The sequence below is a fragment of the Cellulophaga fucicola genome (genome assembly GCF_900119145.1).
In the GTDB taxonomy this organism is placed as follows: Bacteria; Bacteroidota; Bacteroidia; order Flavobacteriales; family Flavobacteriaceae; genus Cellulophaga; species Cellulophaga fucicola.
In genome coordinates, this window is sequence record NZ_FPIY01000002.1 from 623,939 (window position 1) to 646,890 (window position 22,952).

Here is a 22,952-nt window from a genome sequence, read left to right on the forward strand (position 1 = left end):
AAGGATATCACTACAATCCCTAACTCAATAAATTAAATGTCAATTCTAGTGTTTTTGTAAAACAGAAAACTATATTAAGAACTTCTTGATAATGCAATACATAATTGCACCAAGAACATCTTATCAAAAACAAATAATAATGATTGTACTTATAGCTCCAGAAAAAGATATACCTAATGAAATAGAAATACTTCATCAGTTATTTAAAACAGGCTTACAATATTATCATTTTAGAAAACCGTTCAAAAATTACAAAGAACACCTAACGTATTTAAACCAAATAGAACCGCAATACCACAACCGTATTGTTGTACATTATTTTCACGAACTAGTGAATAGTTTTAACCTAAAAGGCATTCATTTTCAAGAGCAAAAACGAATAGATGTTTTAGAAAACGGCAATGGGTATTTTAACACTTTACAAATGGCAGGCAAAACAATGAGTAGCTCTTTTCACGATCCAAAAGATGTAGAAAATTGCGAATTTGAGTTCGACTATCATTTATTAAGCCCCGTGTTTTCATCAATCTCTAAAAAAGGATACCAAGGAAAAGGTTTTAATGTTACTGGTACAGATAAATTTATAGTTGGTATGGGCGGTGTAACATCAGAAACCATAAAGGACACCTTAGACTTAGGCTACAAAGGTGTTGGTGTTTTAGGTGGAGTTTGGAACGCAGAACAACCAGTAGAGGCATTTAAACTAATAGATATAAAATTTAATTCTATTTCTAAAAAAGAGAAGTTATGATTAGCAAATTACATTATATAAGTCAAGGAGAAACTCCAGAAACACATTTAGCAAACATACAAAAGGCTTGTTCTTCTGGTGCAGATTGGGTACAACTTAGATTAAAAGATGTAGACCAAGAAACTCTTTTGCAAACAGCATTAAAGGCTAGAGAAATAACAGCTCATTTTCAGACTAGATTACTAATAAACGATCATTACAAAATTGCTAAAGAGGTAAAAGCAGATGGTGTACACTTAGGCAAAACCGATGCTTGCCCAACAGAAGCAAGAGAGTATTTAGGCAAGTGGCTTAGTATTGGTGGCACAGCAAATACATTAGAAGATTGCGAAAATTTAATAAAAAAGGGGGTAGATTATATTGGTCTTGGCCCATTTAAATTTACAACCACCAAAACAAACTTAAGTCCAACTTTAGCTCTAGAAGGTTACCAAGCCATTTTAGACGAGTTAAAAACAGATACTCCAATAATTGCCATTGGTGGCATAACAATACCAGATGTTGCAAGTTTATTAAAAACAGGAATTTACGGCATTGCTGTATCTGGAGAAATTACAAGCAACTTTAACAATATTGCTACTTTAAACAACATACTTAGCACACCTGCAACCCAAGAACAAGTGTACAAATTTGAAAAAAAGAAAAACGATGAATGATAATTTAAAAATAGGCGATAAGACGTTTACATCTCGTTTGTTTACTGGAACCGGAAAATTTAGCTCTTCAACAGTTATGAAAGACGCTTTATTAGCCTCAGAAAGTGAACTAGTTACTGTTGCGTTAAAACGTGTAGATGTTGCGAATGAGAATGATGATATTTTATCGCACTTAAATCATTCTAGAATACATTTATTACCAAATACTTCTGGCGTAAGAAATGCCAAGGAAGCTGTTTTTGCTGCGCAATTATCTAGAGAAGCATTAGAAACAAATTGGGTAAAATTAGAAATTCATCCAGATCCAAAATATTTATTACCAGACCCCATAGAAACTTTAAAAGCCGCTGAAGAATTGGTAAAACAAGGCTTTGTAGTTATGCCATACATACACGCAGATCCTGTTTTATGTAAACGCTTAGAAGATGTTGGCGTACAATGTGTAATGCCCTTGGGCGCACCAATTGGCAGTAATAAAGGCTTAAAGACTGTAGATTTTTTAGAAATAATTATAGCGCAAAGTAATGTTCCTGTAATTGTAGATGCGGGTATAGGTGCTCCTTCTCACGCTGCTTATGCAATGGAGTTAGGTGCAGATGCAGTTTTAGTTAATACCGCAATTGCAGTATCACAAAACCCTATTGCAATGGCAAATGCTTTTAGACTTGCAGTAGAAGCTGGCCGTATGGCTTACAATGCAAAATTAGCCCCAGTTAGACAAACAGCTGAAGCAAGTTCACCTTTAACCTCTTTTTTAAATGAGTAATTTCACTTCGCTTTTTAATAGTTACAATTGGGACGTCATTGTTTCAGACATTTACAGTAAAACTAGTGCAGACGTTGAAGCTGCTTTACAAAGCAATAAACGCAACCTAGAGGACTTTAAAGCCTTAATTTCTCCTGCTGCAAAGCCATACTTAGAGCAAATGGCACAACTGAGTAGTGTTTTAACTAAAAAACGTTTTGGCAATACTATGCAAATGTATGCACCTATGTACTTAAGTAATGAGTGCCAAAATATTTGTACGTATTGTGGTTTTAGTTTAACCAACAAAATACCAAGACGTACACTAACAGATTCTGAAATTTTAAAGGAAGCAGCCTTTTTAAAAAGCAAAGGGTATAACCATATTCTACTAGTTACTGGTGAAGCAAATAAAACCGTTGGTGTAGATTACATAAATAATGCCATTAAAATTCTAAAAAAAGAGTTTGCAAACATCACTATTGAAGTACAACCATTAGACCAAGACGAGTATGAATTGCTTGTAGAAAATGGCCTATACGCTGTTTTAGTGTACCAAGAAACATACCACAGAGACGAGTACAAAAAACACCATCCTAAGGGTAAAAAATCTAATTTTGATTACCGATTAGAAACACCTGACCGATTAGGCAAAGCTGGTGTGCATAAAATTGGAGTAGGCGCTTTATTTGGATTAGAAGATTGGCGAGCAGACAGTTTTTTTACGGCATTGCATTTACAGTATTTACAAAAAACATATTGGCAAACTAAATACTCTATCTCTTTTCCTAGGTTACGCCCACATACAGGTGGTTTAGAACCAAAAGTAGTTATGGAAGATGCAGATTTAGTACAATTAATATGCGCTTATCGTTTGCTAGACGAAGATGTAGAACTATCTATGTCTACCAGAGAAAGCGAAAAATTCAGGAATAATATTATCAATTTAGGAATTACATCTATAAGTGCAGAATCTAAAACAAACCCTGGTGGTTATGTTGTAGAACCACAATCTTTAGAACAATTTGAAATTTCTGATGAACGCAGCACAGAACTTATTGCCGAAATGCTACAAGAAAAGGGGTTTGAAGTAGTTTGGAAAGATTGGGAAAGTGCGTGGTAGTTAAAACAAACCACCTTGTACACTTCCCTTTATTCTACCCAAATGTTGGTATGCCAATTCTGTTACTTCTCTACCACGAGGAGTACGCATAATAAAACCTTGTTGTATTAAAAAAGGCTCGTACACTTCTTCTATGGTTTCTGCACTTTCAGACACTGCTGTTGCCAAAGTAGTTATACCAACAGGGCCACCTTTAAATTTATCAATTATAGTGGTTAATATTTTATTGTCCATTTCATCTAAACCGTGTGCATCTACATTCAACGCATTTAATCCAAATCTAGAAATTTCTACATCTATTTTTCCGTTTCCTTTAATTTGCGCAAAATCTCTTACTCGTCTTAACAATGCGTTACAAATTCTAGGTGTTCCCCTACTTCTACCTGCAATTTCTATTGCAGCCTCTAAATCTATAGGAACATTTAAAATTTCCGCACTACGTTCTGCTATTGTAGATAGTAATTCTGTTGTGTAGTATTGTAATCTACTCTGAATACCAAAACGAGCTCTCATAGGAGCCGTTAACAAGCCCGAACGCGTTGTTGCACCTATTAGAGTAAAAGGATTAAGATTTATCTGTACAGAACGTGCATTTGGCCCTGACTCAATCATAATATCAATTTTATAGTCCTCCATTGCAGAATACAAGTATTCTTCTACAATTGGACTAAGCCTATGTATTTCATCAATAAAAAGAACATCCCTTTCATCTAGATTTGTTAGCAAACCTGCTAAATCTCCTGGTTTATCCAAAACTGGACCAGAAGTTACCTTTATACCAACACCCAACTCGTTAGCCAAAATGTGAGCTAAAGTTGTTTTACCCAAACCTGGAGGTCCGTGAAATAATGTATGATCTAGTGCCTCACCTCTTTGGTTTGCAGCTTCAACAAATACTTTAAGGTTATCTAATACCTGATCTTGACCAGCAAAATCATCAAAACTCAAGGGTCTTAAAGCTCTTTCGATATCAACATCTTCAGAAGAAAAATTATTTGATGTAGGGTCTAGGTTTTCATTCATAGTCTAACAAAGATACTAGAATTAAGAAGTATTTAAATTGAAAATATATCAATCTAAAAAAAATCTATTCTTTTTTAATTAATTGAGAAGCACCTAAAAAGTCTGTAATGGTAATTAAAGGTGTTCCATATAGATAAGTTCTAGAGCCCGCTTTAGATGAAAGATCAAACCTTTCTGATGCATAAATTCTAGCATCTGGTGACTCATCTAAATTAGCAATAACAGCTGTGCCTTTTAATTCCTCTGCTCGTAATTGAGCATTACCAAAAAGATTGATACTAAAATTAGAAATTGCTCCTTGCATTTTAGCATCTGCACCACCGTGCATTGTTAAACTAGCATCTTGTGCAACAACGTAAATACTTAAATCACTTTTTTGATCTTGGTTAATTGTAACAGCATCACAATCAACATTTAGCTCTGCCGAACTATTACCAGTCATAGATATGTTTACATTGTCTGCCAATGTATTTAAAGCTAATCTAGAACCATCTTGTAAATTAAGTTCTAAATTATCTGTAGTAAGTATATCCTTCATTACTATGCGACCATTAACAATGGTAATAGCATTAAGGTTTATATAATTTACAGTTAATAACAATTTCTTTTTAGAAACAATTCTATAAAAAGAACTAATTTGTAACGTACTATCTACTACTTCAAACTTTAAAACATCCATAAGGTTATCGTCACCAATAAAATTGTAACTCTCCTCTCTGGCTTTTTTAACTTCTACTTGAATACCGTCTGAAACTGCAATTGCATTAAAGGGCGGTAATTCATTAGTAACTTCAATAACAGTTTTACTTCCTTTAATTTTAGGTTTTTTTTGCGCCACACTTACTACCGTAAACAGTAGCAATATGCCTAGAATAATTTTTTTCAAAATATAGTGTATTTAATGGTTTGTGTTTGTTGTTAAACAATATACTAAAATAGTACTTAACAATATAAGTTAGCCAAGAATGATGCCAAAAAAAAAGCCTTTTAAAATAAATTTTAAAAGGCTTTATATAATATAAATAACGTTTAGTGAGATAGTTCTTCTTCACCATCTTGTAACGGTACTGTCTGAGGAACAAAATCTTGTCCTGGAAGTACGTACTCTCCGTTTTCGTTTGTTTTACTGTAATCATAAGCCCATCTATGGACTTCTGGTATGGCACCTGGCCAGTTACCATGAATATGTTCTACTGGAGTTGTCCACTCTAAAGTAGTTGCTCTCCAAGGGTTTTGTTCTGCTTTTTTACCATAGAAAATGCTATAGATAAAGTTACCAACGAATACCAATTGTGTTGCACCTGCAATTAAAGCAAATACTGTAATTAAAATATTTACATCTGTAAGTTCATCAAACATTGGAAAAGCAGTGTTTTCATAATAACGTCTTGGTACACCAGCCATACCTACAAAGTGCATTGGAAAGAATACCCCGTAAGCACATATTGCAGTTATCCAGAAGTGAACATAACCTAAGTTCTTATTCATCATCTTACCAAACATTTTAGGGAACCAGTGGTATACACCAGCTAGTAAACCATATAATGCAGATATACCCATTACTAAGTGGAAGTGAGCTACAACGAAGTAAGTATCGTGTACGTTAATATCTAATGTGCTATCACCTAAAATAATACCAGTTAAACCACCAGTAATAAATGTAGATACAAAGCCTATAGAAAATAACATTGCAACGTTCATCTGTAAATTACCTTTCCAGATTGTAGTAATCCAGTTAAATGCTTTTACAGCAGAAGGTATTGCAATTAATAAAGTTGTAAACGTAAATACAGAACCTAAGAAAGGATTCATACCTGAAATAAACATATGGTGACCCCATACAATTGTAGATAAGAATGCAATTGCTATAATAGACATAATCATTGCTCTGTAACCAAATATTGGCTTACGAGCATTAGTTGCCATAACATCAGATACAATACCCATTGCTGGTAATATTACAATATATACCTCTGGGTGACCTAGGAACCAAAATAAGTGTTCATATAACACTGGAGATCCACCTTGGTAGTGTAAAACCTCTCCTTGTATAAAAATATCTGACAAAAAGAATGATGTTCCAAAGCTTCTATCCATTATTAACAACAATGCTGCTGAAAATAAAACAGGGAAAGAAACAACACCAATAATAGCTGTAACAAATAATGCCCAAGTAGTTAACGGAAGTCTAGTCATAGACATACCCTTAGTTCTTAAGTTAATTACTGTTACTATATAGTTTAATGATCCTAATAAAGACGATGCAATAAAGATAGCCATTGAAACCAACCATAACGTCATACCTAGACCAGATCCAGATTGCGCCATTGGCAATGCACTTAATGGAGGATAAACAGTCCAACCTGCTGCTGCTGGTCCCGATTCAATAAATAATGAAATAACCATTATAACTGCAGATGTAAAAAACAACCAATAAGAGATCATATTTAACAATCCTGAAGCCATATCTCTTGCTCCAATTTGCAATGGAATAAGTAAGTTACTAAAAGTACCACTTAGACCAGCTGTAAGCACAAAGAATACCATTATTGTACCGTGCATAGTTACTAATGCTAAGTATACATCGGCATCCATAACACCTCCTGGTGCCCACTTACCTAATAATGCTTCAAATACAGGGAAAGATTCACCTGGCCAAGCCAATTGCATTCTAAATAATAATGACATTGCAATACCAATGAAACCCATTATTAAACCAGTAATTAAATACTGTTTTGCAATCATCTTATGATCCATACTAAATATATATTTAGTAATGAATGTCTCCTTGTGATGATGTCCGTGATCGTCGTCGTGTTCGTGTGTTCCTGACATAATCAGATATTATAATTTTTGTTAGTTAACTTAGTTTCTTAAATCAATTATTGTACAGCAACTCCAGTAGCAGCATTACCACCAAATGTCTTTTGAGAAGCCATCCACTTATCGTATTCTTCTTGAGTTTCTACGATAATTTTCATTTGCATATTGTAGTGAGATTTACCACAAATTTTGTTACAAAGTAAAATATAGTCGTACTCCCAAGGATCACTGTTTGGCTCACCTGCAGCTGCTCTTTTAGCTCTTATCTTATTAGCTCTTTTTACTTTATCAATTACATCTGGATCTTGACGCATTTCTGCTGTAGTCTTAATCGGTGTAAAAGAGAATTGAGTAATCATACCAGGTACACAGTTCATTTGCGCTCTAAAGTGAGGCATATAAGCTGAGTGTAATACGTCTTGTGAACGCATATGGAAATTAACTTTTCTACCTACAGGTAAGTGTAATTCTTTAACAATAACATCATCTGCAGCATTAGGATCAGACTCATCTAAACCTAAAACATTAGCATTATCAATGTCAATCATTCTTACGTTAGCTTCACCTAAAACATTATCCTCACCACCATATCTAGCAGTCCAGTTAAATTGTTGCGCATAAAGCTCTACTATTAGTGGATCATCTTCATCATTAATATCCATAATATTTGTCCACGTATATAATCCCCAAAGGATTAAACCAGCTAAAACAATTACAGGAATAATAGTCCAAATAAATTCTAATTTATGATTGTCAGCATAAAACAATGCTTTTTTGTCTTTTTCACCACGGTATTTGTAAGCGAAATAGTGTAATAAAAACTGAGTAATAGTTTGTACAAAGAAGATGATAGCCATTGATAATAGCATTAAATCATCATACTCCGCACCGTGAGCAGAACCTGCCTCTGGTAATAAAACCTTAGTATACTTATAGAAACTAAAGATTGTAATACCATAAATAAATATTAGAAAGGCAAACATTAGATAACCGTTAACCTTGTTATCTTTATCTGTTGCTGTTTCATTTTTAGCCGCTCTTAATTGCGACAATTCAAAAATTTTGGTCATTTGCCAAATTGCTATGGCTATTAAGACTAAAACCGTTATAGTTAAAACTGTAATCATTGTATGATTTATTTTATGCTTTAGTAAACTTCCTTATTAATAATGAAAATGCTTGCTCTCTCCAATAAACGGGTTTCTTTTTGGTTGTAATGGAGCAGTTGTTAAAGCTCTAAATACTACAAAAATAAACAACCCAGCAAAGAATAACACAGAACTAATTTCTGATACTCCTATTGACCATTGATCACCTACTGTTGCAGGCATAATCATATTAAATATATCTAAATAATGACCCGCTAATATAACAACACCTGCCATAATAACAAACCAATTAACTCTTTTGTAATCACTGTTCATTAACAACAATAAAGGAAATATAAAGTTCATTGCTACCATTCCAAAGAAAGGTAAGTTGTAATCTTCTATTCTTGTTATAAAGTAAGTAACTTCTTCTGGTATATTAGCATACCATATAAGCATAAACTGTGCAAACCATAAGTATGTCCAGAAAATACTAATACCAAACATAAACTTAGCTAAATCATGAATATGACTATCGTTTACATCTTCTAAGTGACCTTTAGACTTTAAGTATATAGTTACCATTGCAATAACAGTTATACCAGATACAAACATGCTAGCAAAAACGTACCATCCAAACAAAGTACTAAACCAGTGAGGATCTACACTCATAATCCAATCCCAAGACATCATAGATTCTGTTACTAAATAGAATACTAAGAAACCAGCTGACCATCTAAAGTTTTTAACAAAGTTAGAATTGTCATCAGCTTCATCCTGAGCTAAAGATAATTTACGAGATATAGTTCTATAAGCAATCCATCCTCCTAAGAAAATAGCAGCTCTAATTAAAAAGAAAGTTCCGTTTAAGTAACCTGCTTTTCCTTGTAATAATTTATCATGCGCAACAACATCAGCATCCATCCAAACGAATAAATGATTCATATGTGCCACAGAAGCAACAAGTATAACAAATACAATAAGACCTCCTGGAGCCAAGTAAGCCGTTATACCTTCCATTACTCTAAACAATAAAGGAGACCAACCTGCTTGCGCAGCTCTTTGTATAGCATAAAATGCTAATACCCCTAAAGCTATCATAAAGAAAAAGAAAGCCGCAACATATAGTGCTGCCCAAGGTTTGTTTTGTAATTGGTGTAATAAATGCTCATCATGTTTACTATCATGACCTTCTACATGAGCAGCTTCACCGTGATTATCTTTAGCATGTTCCTCTGTAGTTGCATGCTCACCATGACCACCGTCATGGCTAGCCACTATAGCTTTAGCATCTTCTACCGTACTTGGCATAGAGATAAAGCCAGCAGCAATACCCAATAAGCCTACAGCCATTAATATAAATGAAGCTATTTTTAGTCTGTTTGAAAAAGTGTACATATTCTTAATCTATGTATTATTTAGTTAAGTCTTGTTTCAATTGCATTAAGTATTCTGCAACTTGCCAACGTTCTTCGTGATTCAATTGGTTTGCGTAAGAGCCCATAGTATTTATTCCGTAATAAATAGTAAAGTATGCATCACCTACAGAAATATTTCTTCCAGCATCCGCATAACTAGGAACACCTAGTATTTTTTCTCTCTTAACCAAGTTACCCTGACCATCACCTTTATTACCATGACATATAGCACAGTTAATATTGTATAGCTCTTTACCTTTAGCTAAATTTACTTCCGACTTTAGAGAATCTAAAGGACTAGATTGTAAACGCGCTAATTCTTTTCCTTCAATATCATTTGCAAACTCATATGGCATATGACCTCTTGAAATTGTGTTTTCAACAGGCAAACCTGCTTCCATACCAGTAGGTAAAAAATCTACTTCCTGGTAAGTCTCGTATCCTACTGCCTCATACATATTTGGCATATATTGGTAGTTGGGACTATTCTTATCTGCACATGATGCAGTAAGAATAACTAATCCTAGTACCAATCCTATATTTTTAAATATCTTCATAACTATTAAGACTACTTTTCTGAAATATTAATTTCTACTGCTCCCGTATCTGCTAACAAAGCTAATAACTCTTCTTCGTTATCATGTATCTCTATTTCCATTAAGAACAAATCATCTGTTGTTCTTACGTCTGGATTTTCAGCTTGTTTAAAAGGCCATAATTTACTTCTCATATAAAAAGTAATAACCATTAAGTGGGCTGCAAAAAATACCGTAAGCTCAAACATAATTGGAACAAACGCTGGCATATTTTCTAGATAACTAAAACTTGGTTTACCACCTATATCTTGAGGCCAATCTTGTATCATAATGAAGTTCATCATAACTGTAGCTACAGCTAAACCTATACAACCATAAATAAAAGCTGTAATGGCAATTCTAGTTGGAGCAAGACCCATAGCCTTATCTAGTCCGTGAACTGGAAAAGGACAATATACCTCTTCTATATGATGCTTAGCTGCTTTAACCTTCTTAACAGCAAGCATCAATATATCATCATCATTATATAATGCGTGAATAACTTTAGATGCCATAATTAATTCTTGTTATTTAAGTTCTTGGCTTGACCAGCCCAATCATCTCTTTGTGCTCTTCCTGGGAAAGATTCAGTAATTGAATCTAATAAATCATACTCTTTTTGAGTCATTTTACTCACTTGAGCAAAACTATAGATACCTATTTGATTTAATGTTTTTTCCATTTGAGGCCCAATACCCTTTACCTGTTTTAGATCATCAGGAGTATCTGTATTAACATCAAACTTACCTAAGGAACTTAACAAGTCTGACACCTTAGCATCATCCTTAACTTCTACCTGAACAACTTGTTCCTGTGCTACCGCAGAAGTGGTTGTGTTATTATAGATTGTTGTCTTTGGCATCTCATACATTGGCTTTCCAGAATCTCTTAAATTCTTGAATTTACTACCAGATGCTTTTAAGATTGATTTCACCTCTGCTTGTGCTATTACTGGGAATGTTCTTGCATATAATAAAAATAATACAAAGAAGAAACCTATTGTACCTATAAAGATACCAATATCTACAAACGTAGGAGAGAACATTGTCCATGAAGATGGTAAGTAATCTCTGTGTAATGACGTTACAATAATTACAAAACGCTCGAACCACATACCTATGTTTACCACAATAGATATAGCAAAAGAGAACATAATACTTGTACGCAATCTCTTAGACCACATAAACTGCGGAGAGAAAACGTTACAAGACATCATTGCCCAATATGCCCAAGCATAAGGTCCTGTTGCTCTGTTTAAGAAAGCATATTGCTCATATTCTACCCCAGAGTACCAAGCCATAAACAGCTCTGTAATATATGCACAACCCACTATAGAACCAGTAATCATAATTACAATGTTCATTAATTCTATATGTTGTACAGTAATATAATCTTCTAAGCTACACACTTTTCTCATTATAATAAGAAGCGTGTTTACCATTGCAAATCCAGAGAAAATTGCACCAGCAACAAAGTAAGGAGGGAATATAGTAGTATGCCATCCTGGTATTACCGACGTAGCAAAATCAAAAGATACAATTGTATGTACAGAAAGTACAAGTGGAGTTGCTAAACCTGCTAACACAAGAGAAACTTCCTCAAAACGCTGCCAATCTTTAGCTCTACCTGTCCAACCGAAACTTAATAAGCTGTATATTTTTTTCTGAAATGGCTTTACCGCCCTATCACGAATCATTGCAAAATCTGGTAAAAGACCTGTCCACCAGAAAACCAATGATACAGATAAGTACGTAGAAATTGCGAATACATCCCAAAGTAAAGGCGAATTGAAGTTAACCCACAACGAACCAAATTGGTTTGGTATAGGTAGTACCCAATATGCCAACCAAGGTCGACCCATGTGAATAATTGGGAATAAACCAGCCTGAACTACAGAGAAAATTGTCATTGCCTCTGCAGAACGGTTAATTGCCATTCTCCATTTTTGTCTAAAGAGCAGTAGTACTGCAGAAATCAATGTTCCTGCGTGCCCAATACCTACCCACCATACAAAATTGGTAATATCCCAGGCCCAGCCTACTGTTTTATTTAATCCCCAGGTTCCTATACCTGTAGATACTGTGTAAATTATACAACCAACTCCCCAAAGGAATGCTATCAATGCTATGGTAAAAACTATCCACCACTGCTTATTTGCTGTACCTTCAACAGGAGCAGCGATATCCACAGTTACATCGTGGTATCCTTTGTCTCCAATTACTAGGGGTTTTCGTATAGGTGCTTCGTAATGCGACGCCATAATTTATGTTATAGTTACGTTCCGTTAATTAATTATGATTCTTGTGTATTTCTCACTTTAACATGATAGAAAACATTTGGCTTTGTACCAACGTGCTCTAATAAATGATACATACGATTGCTGTCTTTTAATTCTGCAACCTCACTTTCCTTATCATTTATATCTCCAAATACCATTGCACCACTACTACATGCAGCAGAACAAGCTGTTTGAAACTCACTATCCTTAACTGTACGCCCGTCTCTCTTAGCATCTAAAATTGACTTTTGAGTCATTTGGATACACATAGAGCATTTTTCCATTACCCCACGAGAACGAACATTTACATCTGGATTAATTACCATTTTTCCTAAATCATTATTCATATGGTAATCAAACTCGTCATTGTTATTATACAAGAACCAGTTAAAACGACGCACCTTGTAAGGACAGTTGTTTGCACAATATCTTGTACCAACACATCTGTTATACGCCATATGGTTTTGACCTTGTCTACTATGAGATGTTGCAGCAACAGGACATACTGTTTCACACGGAGCGTGATTACAGTGCTGACACATTACCGGTTGAAAAGCAACTTGAGGATTAGCAGAAGGATCTTCTAACTCACCAAATCCACTTAAAGAACCTTTATCTCCAGTTAAACCATCAAACTCATCTTTCTTAATATTATCACCTTCAAAAGTCTCCTCAGAAGAATAATATCTATCTATACGCAACCAGTGCATATCTCTAGACTTACGAATTTCATCTTTACCAACTACAGGCACATTGTTTTCTGCGTGACATGCTATAACACAAGCCCCACAACCAGTACATGCATTTAAATCTATAGATAAGTTAAAGTGATGTCCAATAGAACGATCAAAATCATCCCACAAACTAACTGAAACAGCATCTACTTCCTCATGATTTAATGACACCTTAGGAGAAGGATTCCATTCTGCATGATCTTTAGTATTAAAAATCTCTAATGTAGTCTCCTTAATAATATCTCCCCTACCCATTAATGTTTTATGCAACTGAACACATGCAAACTCGTGCATACCATCAGCTTTAGAAACAGAAACAGATTGATTAGAAACACCACCTTGATACAATGCAAAAGCATTTACACCAGTTTGCATTTCTGACTGCAATCCTGATTTTCTACCATAACCAAACGAAAGACCAATAGATCCTGGCGCTTGACCTGGCTGAATAATAACAGGAACTCCTTTTAATTCTGAATCCCCAACCTTAACATTTACCTTACTACCATCTAAACCACCATTAGCAACATGATCATTAATAAGATCTAATTTCTCTGCATCCGCTTTAGAAATAGTAACATAATTATCCCAAGAAACCCTTGTAATTGGATCTGGAAATTCTTGCAACCATGGGTTATTAGCCTGTTGACCATCTCCCATACCCACTTTAGAATATAAAACCAACTCCATATCTGAAGAAGTTGATTTAGACAACTTAGAGGCTGCCATAGATAAATCTACTAAAGAAGAAACTACTGGCTCTTCAGAAATAACTGAAGCTACAGTTTCCTCAACAACATCCACAATTGTAGATGACGCCTTATAAACACCATCATGTAGTGCTTTATTCCACTCACCACCTCCTAATATAGAAGAGCTCCAAGTTTCTTTAATATAATCGTAATACGTTTTATCAGAACCCATCCACATTAATAATGAAGATTGGAATTGACGCGTATCAAAAATTTCTTTAATTGTAGGCTGCATTAACGCATAGTGCCCTTTCTTAATCTGAACATCTCCCCAAGACTCTAAGTAATTTGGAGCTGCAGCAGCATAAGTAGAAACCGCCACAGTTTCATTATTGTTCTGCGCAAATGTTACTGATAAATCTACCTTAGACAAAGCATCCGTAAACCCTGCCGAATTAGGCATAGTATAAACAGGATTAACACCATCCATAAGAAGTGCCCCAACTTTTCCAGACTTCATATCTGCCACTAACTTAGCAACAGCTTTTGCATCACCTTGCCTAACATATTTAGGAGCTTTTGCATCAAAAGCAAAACTAGAAAAAGACTCATTAATTGCTAAAACAATAGCCTGAGCATCTTTATCATCTAAACCTGTTACAAGAACCGCTTTTTTACCTGCTTTTTTAAATTCCTGAGCCGTAGCATCTACCACCTTAGAAATATTCTCTGGCAAATTACCACCTACAGAAACACCCATTAACTTACCATACAACTTAGCCAAAGCTATTTTTTGTTGTGATGGAGTTAACAAAACTCTCTTATCTGCATTAGCACCAGTTAAAGACATATTAGCCTCAAACTGTATATGCCTAGACATTTTTCCTTTCTTAGGAATACGACCTGCCGAATAAGCACTATCATATCCACCACCTTGCCAGTCACCTAAGAAATCCGCTCCAATAGAAACTATTAAATCAGCTTTACTAAAGTCATAATCTGCCAAAGCTCTTTCTCCATACTTCTCCTCAAAAGCACTTAAAGCAGCTTCTGCAGAAATAGCATCATAAGTAACATGCTTTACATTATCACCGTAAACCTCTTTAAATTCCGCAACCAACTTAGTTGTAGACGGACTAGCGTAAGTCTGAGTTAATAATGCAATTTGCTTACTAGACCCTTTTAATGAAGCCAATTTAGATTTAACTGCCGAATCTAAAACAGACCACTCTACAGCCTCACCTTTAGCCAAAGGACCTTGCAATCTTTTACTATCATACAAAGACAAAACAGAAGCCTGAACACGAGCATTTGCCGATCCATTAACTTTAGCATCTGTATTATTTTCTATTTTTATTGGCCTACCCTCACGAGTCTTAACCAATACACTTGCAAAATCAAAACCATCTGCTATTGTTGTTGCATAATAATTAGCAACACCAGGAATAATTTGATCTGGCTGAACCACATAAGGTATAGATTTTACAACAGGTCCTTCACAAGCAGCCATTGTTGCAGCAGCAGTACTAAAACCTACATACTTTAAAAAATCTCTCCTGTTAGTAGAACTAGCCGCTAAACCTTCCTTATTTCCTAAGAAATCTTCAACAGGAATCTCCTGAACAAATTCGTTTTGTTTTAGCGCCTCAACAATGGAATCGTTAGGATTTAACTCCGCTTCGCTTTTCCAATATTTTTTGTTTGATGACATACGATATATCTGAAATTATCTTCTTTTACAATCAATTAATAGTGACACTTACCACATTCTAAACCACCCTGCATAGCAGCCGTAAGCTTCTCTACACCATATTTTTTAGAAAGCTCTTTATGAATTTTATCATAATAAGCATTACCTTCCATCTTAACATTTGTTTCTCTATGACAGTTAATACACCAACCCATAGTTAATGGAGCATGCTGACTAACAACTTCCATTTCCTCAATTGGACCGTGACAAGTCTGACACTCTACACCAGCAACAGTTACGTGCTGAGAGTGATTAAAGTAAACAAAGTCTGGCAAATTATGAATTCTAACCCACTCTACAGGCTTAGACTCACCAGTATATTTTTGATTTTCCTCATCCCAACCAACGGCAGCATAAAGCTTTTTAATCTCTTTAGTATAAAATTCGTTTGTATACCCATTTTCTATATCTGACTGAGAAGGTCCTTCTGGATTTCCTTTGTACTCATAAATAGATTTATGACAATTCATACAAACATTTAATGAAGGTATACCCGAAGTCTTAGAAACTCTTGCAGAAGAGTGGCAATACTTACAATCTACCTTATTATCTCCAGCATGCACCTTATGAGAAAAATGAATAGGCTGAATTGGCTCATAACCTTGATCGATACCAACCTGCATAAAGAACCCATAAACAAAGTAAGCACTTGTTAATAACAAAAACACAACAGAAACCAACACTAAAAATTGATTCTTAACAAAAGCCTTCCAAATTGGAATTCTTTTCTCTGCCTTTTCACGTTCAACATCAATGCCATTTGCCTTAGCAATATTACGCAAAGTCATATTCACCATAAACAACATAGCAACCAACAAAGCAAAAACCAAAGCCAAAGCCCCTAATATAACTTCATTAGAAACACCACTAGAATCAGAAGAACCCTCACCAGTCGTCGGAACCACCGCAGAAGCAGCAGGCTTTTCTTCTTTCGCCGCAGTATAAGCCAAGATATTATCAATATCCTCATTACTTAACGTTGGAAACGGAGTCATTGCAGTATTGTTATATTCTGCAAAAACCTTATTCGCATAAGAATCTCCTGACTTAATAACACCCGCACTATTTTTCACCCATGCGTAAATCCACTCACGATCTAAACCTTCTTCATCAGCTAAGCGAGACTCCACATTCCTTAAAGCAGGACCAGTACCTTTTCTATCTAAAGAGTGACACGATGCACAATTCTGATTAAAGATCTGCTTCCCTTTCGCAGGATCAGCGTTTTCTGATTGAGAAAATAGGGATACTGAAAATAGCATTATAGCTATCAGATTGATACCCAAAAATTTAGAAAGTTGATTACGGTATAAAACCTTTTTCATATTTAAAATATTTCTATCGAAATCTTGGCACGATATTTACTATACAATGGACACACGCCATTTATCGCTTCTTAAATTGAAGGCAAAAATACGACATAGACTTAAATTTGGAAATGTTAAGGGATTGATAATTTATAATTTATAATTATTCTAAATAATATTTATGCCTTATGTTTGATTTATAATATTTTACATTTGTATTAGCATATTAACATTAACATATACTACCAATGAAAACACTTTACTGCAGCATACTATGCCTTACTTTAAGCGCTTTTAGCTTTGCTCAAGAAGGAGAAGTAACAATTAATCAAGATAAAAACATTGATAAACTTCTAAATCTATATACAGAAAGCAACAAAACATCTAAATATTACACAATACAAATACACTCTAGCCAAAGCCCTTCTAGAGCAAATAGCGAAAAATCTGAAGCTCAAGGAAATTTCCCAGATTGGTTTACAGAGATCAGCTTTGACCAGCCAAACTACAAAGTTAGAATTGGAAAATTCAACACTAAATTTGAAGCTCAACAAAAACTAATAGAAGCCCACAAAAAATACCCTAACGCCTTCTTAATTGCAGATCAAAGGGAGAAAAAATAAATACAACATTAAACTACAAAGGCGACTCAGAAATGAGTCGCCTTTTTTTATTTTGAATAAGCACACATTTAGACAAAATTTTAAAGTGTCACAATAAAATCCTAATTTTATAAAGAAACAAAACCCAATACATATGAAGACAAAAAAAATATACAGCTCAATACTTCTAATGACTTTGTGCACAATATGCATTGCTCAAGAAGGAGAAACAATCACCAAAAAAGAACAAAAAAACACACAAGAAATAAAAAGCAGCAAACTAATTACACCACCTTTCTCTATACAAATAGCCAACAACAAAAACCTTAAAGAAGCTAAAGAAATAAAAGCAAAAGCAACAAGAGAATTTCCCAGCATCACAGCACATATAAAACCCAATAACCAGAAATACAATGTTATACTAGGAGATTTTAAAACCTTAGAAGAAGCACAGAAAAAAATAGCATTAATTAAAAACAAACATCCAGAATCAGTCCTAATTTCAAATCAAAAAAACTGAGGCATAAATAGCAAAAACAAAAAAGCGACTCATTTCTGAGTCGCTTTTTTTTATATATAGATTAAAAAAGTATTACTTCAACTTTTTCTTTACTGCTACTTCTTGGAAAGCTTCAACTATATCACCCTCTTTAATATCATTGTAGTTCTTAACCTGAAGACCACAATCATACCCTTTAGCAACCTCCTTAGCATCATCTTTAAATCTCTTTAATGAAGACAACTCTCCTGTATAGATAACTACACCATCACGTATTAAACGTATTCCGGCACTTCTAACCAATTTACCAGTTAACACCATACAACCTGCAATTGTACCCACCTTAGATATTTTAAAGGTTTCACGAATCTCAGCAGTACCTAATATCTCTTCCTTCATCTCTGGAGAAAGCATACCTTCCATTGCATCTTTAAGATCGTTAATTGCAGCATAAATAATAGAATACATTCTAATATCTATTTCTTCTTTCTCTGCAATCATTCTTGCATTACCCATTGGCCTTACATTAAATCCTATAATAATTGCATCAGAAGCAGAAGCTAACAACACATCAGATTCCGTAATTGGACCAACAGCTTTATGTATAATATTTACTTGTATCTCCTCAGTAGAAAGTTTCTGGAAAGAATCTGTTAAAGCCTCAACAGAACCATCAACATCACCCTTAAGAATAATATTAAGCTCTTTAAAGTCTCCTAAAGCAATTCGTCTACCAATTTCATCTAAAGTAATATGACGTTGTGTACGTACAGATTGCTCTCTTTGCAATTGAGATCGCTTAGATGCTATTTGCTTAGCCTCGCGCTCATCCAATAAAACATTAAACTTATCACCTGCTTGCGGAGCACCATCCAAACCTAATATAGATATTGGAGTTGAAGGACCAACTTCTTGAACATTATTACCACGCTCATCTTGCATTGCCTTAATCTTACCACTACAAGTACCCGCTAAAACATAGTCACCTATTTTTAATGTACCTGACTGAACTAAGATTGTAGAAACATAACCCCTACCTTTATCTAAGAACGCCTCTACAACTGTACCAGAAGCTAACTTATCTGGATTAGCCTTAAGCTCTAACAGCTCAGCTTCTAACAATACTTTTTCTAAAAGCTCCTTAACTCCTGTACCTTTTTTAGCAGATATCTCTTGAGATTGTATTTTACCACCCCAATCTTCTACCAATAAATTCATTTGAGAAAGCCCCTCTTTAATCCTATCAGGATTAGCCGCAGGTCTATCTATCTTATTAATTGCAAAAACAATAGGAACTCCAGCAGCTTGCGCATGACTAATAGCTTCTTTTGTCTGTGGCATAATATCATCATCTGCCGCAATAACAATAATTGCAATATCTGTAACTTGAGCACCACGTGCACGCATTGCCGTAAAGGCTTCGTGACCCGGAGTATCTAGGAATGCAATTTTTTGCCCATTATCTAACTTAACACCATATGCACCAATATGCTGTGTAATACCACCACTTTCACCAGCAATTACATTTTCTTTACGAATGTAATCTAACAATGAAGTTTTACCGTGATCTACGTGACCCATAACAGTAACAATAGGAGCTCTTTCTTTTAAATCCTCTGGTGAATCAACCTCTTCAACAATAGACTCTTCAATCTCTGCAGCTATAAATTCTACTTCATAACCAAATTCTTCTGCCACTATAGATAATGTTTCAGCATCTAAACGCTGATTCATAGTTACCATAATACCTAAAGACATACAAGCAGAAATAATCTGAGTACTAGAAACCTCCATCATTGTAGCAACCTCTCCAACAGTAACAAACTCTGTTACTTTTAAGATTTTACTCTCTAACTCTTGCTTTTCTAGATCCTTCTCTGTCTGCTGACGGTGTTGATCTCTTTTATCTCTTCTATGCTTTGCCCCTTTACCTTTTTTAGATTTACCTTGAAGTTTCTCCAAAGTCTCTCTAACTTGCTTTTGAACTTCCTCTTCAGTAGGCTCAACTTTTACAACAGGAGCACTATTAAATCTTCCTCTAGCAGCAACAGGTTTTCTAGCACCGCCAGTTTGACCTCCCGATCTCTGATTACCACCAGGACCTTTATTATTGCTAACTATTCTTTTACGACGCTTTTTCTTATCTGCGCCAGCACCAGCACCTTTAGGAGCCTCCTTCTTTTTAGGCTTATTAAATTGAGACAAATCAATTTTAGCACCCGTAAGTTTTGGCCCTGAAAGTTTTTGATATTGCGTTGTAATTACGTCGTTTTCTTTTGTCTCAGTAGCTTCTTCAGCAGGTTTCTCTGCTGGTTTTTTATCCGCTTCAACCTTAACAGGCTCTTCCTTTTTAACAGGAGCAACCGGAGCAGGTTTCTTTTTTACTGGAGCAGTCTTCTTTTTAATTGCATCCAAATCTATTTTACCAACAGTTTTTGGACCAGGCAATTCTACCTTAGTACTTTTTACAGTAGAAGCTTCTTTAGCCACAGTTTTTTCAACCGGCTTAGACTCTTCCTTAACCACAGGCTTTTCTTGCTGCACAGGCTTTTCCTCTTTTGGAGCTACCTTTTCTTGCACAGGAGCAGGCTTCTTTTTGCCAGCGTCAAGATCTATTTTACCAACTGTCTTTGGACCAGACAATTCGGCTTTAGCCTTAACAACTTCTTGAGCAGCCGCTCTTTTTTCTCTAGCCAAGCGCTTTTCTTCTTGCTCTTGCTCTAATTGCAATCTAAGCGCTTCTTTTTCTTTACGTTTTTCCTCGCCAACTTCCTTAGAAGCAACTTTCTTGCTCATATCCGTTTGGAATTCATCCAAAAGAATTTGATACACCTCATTGGAAATCTTAGTAGTAGGCCTTGCCTCCACCTCACGCCCTTTGGACGAAAGATGATCTATAGCCCTATCTAAAGAAATATTTAATTCCCTGAGGACTTTATTGAGCCTTATTGTTGCATTCTCTGCCATAAACAAGTATTCGTATTCTTAAATTTTTGCTAATATATAGCTTAATCTTCTAATTCTTCTTTAAGTATGCGTACAACTTCTAAAATAGTTTCAACTTCTAAATCAGTACGCTTTGCTAAATCTTCAGAATCTTGCTCTAATACGCTTCTCGCAGTATCCAAACCAATCTTCTTAAATTCCTCTATAATCCAGCTATCAATTTCATCAGAGAACTCTGTTAACTCAACATCCTCTTCTACTCCTTCACGGAATACATCAATCTCATAACCAGTTAATTGCCCTGCAAGTCTAATATTGTGACCTCCTCTACCTATAGCCCTAGAAACTTCATCTGGCTTAAGATAAACTTGTGCTGTCATTTTCTCATCATTTAACTTAACTGATGATATTTTAGCAGGACTCAATGCTCTTGTAACTAATAATTGTGGATTACTAGTCCAGTTAACAACATCGATATTCTCATTACCCAACTCTCTTACAATACCATGTATTCTAGAACCCTTAACACCTACACAGGCACCAACAGGATCTATACGATCATCATAAGAATCTACAGCAACTTTTGCTTTTTCACCTGGGATACGCACTGCTTTTTTAATCGTAATTAAACCATCAAAAACCTCTGGTATCTCTTGAAAAAATAATTGCTCTAAGAATTTAGGCGATGTTCTAGACATTATAATAGAAGGTTTATTACCCTTAAGTTCTACACTTTCTATAATACCACGAACATTATCTCCTTTTCTAAAAAAGTCTGAAGGTATCTGCCTATCTTTTGGCATAACAATTTCATTACCTTCATCATCTACTAGAATTACAGCTCTATGTCTAATATGGTGAACTTCTGCTGTATATATTTCACCTTCTAACTCTTTAAATTGCTTATATATTGTTGTATTGTCATGCTCATGAATTTTAGCGATTAGGTTTTGACGTAATGCCAAAATAGCACGTCTACCTAAATCTATAAGCTTTACCTCTTCAGATACATCTTCACCAACTTCAAAATCCGGTTCAATCTTGCGCGCATCACGTAATGAAATCTCTTCATTAGGCTCCTCTACCTCACCATCTTCAACAACAATACGGTTTCTCCATATCTCTAAATCCCCTTTATCTGGATTTATAATGATATCAAAGTTATCATCAGAACCAAATTTCTTTTTCAAAGCATTACGAAATACTTCTTCCAAAATTGCCATTAACGTTACCCTATCAATGAATTTATCATCCTTAAATTCTGAGAAAGATTCTATTAGCGCAATATTTTCCATATTGATTTATTTATTAAAATTTTAATATAACTTTTGCTTCTTTAATCTCAGAAAAAGGAATCTCTTCTTTTTTCTGAACGGTAACTTTTCCTTTACCTACGGGCTTTGGCTCTCTTGCCTTCCACTCCAATGTAATAGTTTCTTCAGAAGCGGCAGTTAACAGCCCTTCAAAATTACGACCTTCTGTAGTTTTAACCTCTAAATTTCTTCCAATATTTTTGGTATACTGTCTAGGTAAAATTAATGGCGACGTAGCACCTGCAGAAGCAACCTCTAAAGAAAAGTCTTGCTCTTCTCTATCCAAATTGTTTTCTATAGCTCTATTAACAGCCATACATTCTTTAAGAGTAACCCCATTATCACCATCTAAAACAATATTTATTTTAAAATCTGGTGCTATAGTAAAATCTATTAAGAACAATGTTGGATTTTCTTCTAAAAACCCCTCTAATAGCGCTGTAACTTGTTTTTTAAACATAACTCTTTTTACAGAAATTTATTAAACCAAAAAAAGTATAGCTAATAAAAGAGGGGACTATTAAGTCCCCTCATGAATACAATATATTCTTTCAGTTCTGCAAATGTACGTATTTTTTTTCATAAAATAAAGTCATCCTAACTGTTGTTTAACTAATTATGTAGTATTT

At 34.9% G+C, this 22,952-nt stretch carries 19 protein-coding genes; 6 read left to right on the forward strand and 13 right to left on the reverse strand.

The annotated features are described in order from the left end of the window. Nucleotides 1–139: 139 nt before the first annotated feature. The 4 genes from BT107_RS09085 to thiH are packed head-to-tail and all read left to right on the forward strand — an operon-like array spanning nucleotide 140 to nucleotide 3,275. Nucleotides 140–751: a thiamine phosphate synthase gene (locus BT107_RS09085; protein ID WP_072303793.1), complete on the forward strand. Its 612-nt coding sequence runs from the start codon at nucleotides 140–142 to the stop codon at nucleotides 749–751. Continuing rightward, on the forward strand, nucleotides 748–1,407 hold the full coding sequence (thiE, locus tag BT107_RS09090; RefSeq protein ID WP_072303468.1) for a thiamine phosphate synthase: 660 nt from the start codon (nucleotides 748–750) through the stop codon (nucleotides 1,405–1,407). Before BT107_RS09085 ends, thiE begins: the two co-directional genes overlap by 4 nt. After that, nucleotides 1,400–2,173, forward strand: coding sequence for a thiazole synthase (locus BT107_RS09095; protein WP_072303469.1), 774 nt, complete (start codon nucleotides 1,400–1,402; stop codon nucleotides 2,171–2,173). The genes thiE and BT107_RS09095 overlap by 8 nt, the downstream gene beginning before the upstream one ends. Continuing rightward, nucleotides 2,166–3,275 (forward strand): 2-iminoacetate synthase ThiH, encoded by a 1,110-nt coding sequence (thiH, locus tag BT107_RS09100; RefSeq protein ID WP_072303470.1) that lies wholly within the window; start codon nucleotides 2,166–2,168, stop codon nucleotides 3,273–3,275. Before BT107_RS09095 ends, thiH begins: the two co-directional genes overlap by 8 nt. Here thiH and ruvB read toward each other — a convergent pair whose 3' ends face one another. From ruvB to BT107_RS09150, 10 genes are all read right to left on the reverse strand, one after another. Further along, entirely contained in the window at nucleotides 3,276–4,298 is a 1,023-nt protein-coding gene (ruvB, locus tag BT107_RS09105; RefSeq protein WP_072303471.1) for a Holliday junction branch migration DNA helicase RuvB, read from the reverse strand. 64 nt (nucleotides 4,299–4,362) lie between these two features. Beyond that, nucleotides 4,363–5,184, reverse strand: a complete 822-nt coding sequence (locus tag BT107_RS09110) for a GIN domain-containing protein (protein ID WP_170854722.1) — start codon at nucleotides 5,182–5,184, stop codon at nucleotides 4,363–4,365. Between the two features lie 143 nt (nucleotides 5,185–5,327). Further along, entirely contained in the window at nucleotides 5,328–7,133 is a 1,806-nt protein-coding gene (locus BT107_RS09115; RefSeq protein WP_072303473.1) for a cytochrome c oxidase subunit I, read from the reverse strand. A gap of 47 nt (nucleotides 7,134–7,180) precedes the next feature. Then, nucleotides 7,181–8,248 carry a cytochrome c oxidase subunit II gene (locus tag BT107_RS09120; RefSeq protein WP_072303474.1) on the reverse strand — a complete coding sequence of 356 codons (1,068 nt, stop codon included), beginning with the start codon at nucleotides 8,246–8,248 and terminating at the stop codon, nucleotides 7,181–7,183. Between the two features lie 36 nt (nucleotides 8,249–8,284). Then, nucleotides 8,285–9,607, reverse strand: coding sequence for a quinol:cytochrome C oxidoreductase (locus tag BT107_RS09125; protein WP_072303475.1), 1,323 nt, complete (start codon nucleotides 9,605–9,607; stop codon nucleotides 8,285–8,287). 16 nt (nucleotides 9,608–9,623) lie between these two features. Then, nucleotides 9,624–10,184 carry a c-type cytochrome gene (locus BT107_RS09130; protein ID WP_072303476.1) on the reverse strand — a complete coding sequence of 187 codons (561 nt, stop codon included), beginning with the start codon at nucleotides 10,182–10,184 and terminating at the stop codon, nucleotides 9,624–9,626. Between the two features lie 11 nt (nucleotides 10,185–10,195). Beyond that, nucleotides 10,196–10,717 (reverse strand): DUF3341 domain-containing protein, encoded by a 522-nt coding sequence (locus tag BT107_RS09135; RefSeq protein ID WP_072303477.1) that lies wholly within the window; start codon nucleotides 10,715–10,717, stop codon nucleotides 10,196–10,198. Between the two features lie 2 nt (nucleotides 10,718–10,719). Next, nucleotides 10,720–12,462, reverse strand: coding sequence for an NrfD/PsrC family molybdoenzyme membrane anchor subunit (gene nrfD / locus BT107_RS09140; RefSeq protein ID WP_072303478.1), 1,743 nt, complete (start codon nucleotides 12,460–12,462; stop codon nucleotides 10,720–10,722). Nucleotides 12,463–12,494: 32 nt separating this feature from the next. Next, a complete protein-coding gene (locus tag BT107_RS09145) occupies nucleotides 12,495–15,617 on the reverse strand; it encodes a TAT-variant-translocated molybdopterin oxidoreductase (protein WP_072303479.1) in 3,123 nt (1,040 codons plus the stop codon). A 35-nt stretch (nucleotides 15,618–15,652) separates the two neighbouring features. Then, entirely contained in the window at nucleotides 15,653–16,981 is a 1,329-nt protein-coding gene (locus tag BT107_RS09150) for a c-type cytochrome (RefSeq protein WP_072303480.1), read from the reverse strand. A gap of 230 nt (nucleotides 16,982–17,211) precedes the next feature. Here BT107_RS09150 and BT107_RS09155 point away from each other — a divergent pair, with 230 nt between their 5' ends. Together BT107_RS09155 and BT107_RS09160 are read left to right on the forward strand one after the other, a co-directional pair. Then, nucleotides 17,212–17,586: an SPOR domain-containing protein gene (locus tag BT107_RS09155; protein ID WP_072303481.1), complete on the forward strand. Its 375-nt coding sequence runs from the start codon at nucleotides 17,212–17,214 to the stop codon at nucleotides 17,584–17,586. A gap of 133 nt (nucleotides 17,587–17,719) precedes the next feature. After that, complete coding sequence (locus tag BT107_RS09160) at nucleotides 17,720–18,085, forward strand: SPOR domain-containing protein (RefSeq protein WP_072303482.1); 366 nt, start codon at nucleotides 17,720–17,722, stop codon at nucleotides 18,083–18,085. Nucleotides 18,086–18,157: 72 nt separating this feature from the next. Here the strand turns inward: BT107_RS09160 and infB are convergent, their stop codons facing one another. Genes infB through rimP form a run of 3 tightly spaced genes read right to left on the reverse strand, consistent with a single transcriptional unit; the run spans nucleotide 18,158 to nucleotide 22,783 of the window. Next, the gene (gene infB, locus BT107_RS09165) at nucleotides 18,158–21,031 is read right to left on the reverse strand and encodes a translation initiation factor IF-2 (RefSeq protein ID WP_072303483.1); all 2,874 of its coding nucleotides are present in this window, start codon (nucleotides 21,029–21,031) and stop codon (nucleotides 18,158–18,160) included. A 41-nt stretch (nucleotides 21,032–21,072) separates the two neighbouring features. Next, nucleotides 21,073–22,305: a transcription termination factor NusA gene (gene nusA / locus BT107_RS09170; RefSeq protein ID WP_072303484.1), complete on the reverse strand. Its 1,233-nt coding sequence runs from the start codon at nucleotides 22,303–22,305 to the stop codon at nucleotides 21,073–21,075. 13 nt (nucleotides 22,306–22,318) lie between these two features. Then, the gene (rimP, locus tag BT107_RS09175; RefSeq protein WP_072303485.1) at nucleotides 22,319–22,783 is read right to left on the reverse strand and encodes a ribosome assembly cofactor RimP; all 465 of its coding nucleotides are present in this window, start codon (nucleotides 22,781–22,783) and stop codon (nucleotides 22,319–22,321) included. Nucleotides 22,784–22,952: the final 169 nt, after the last annotated feature.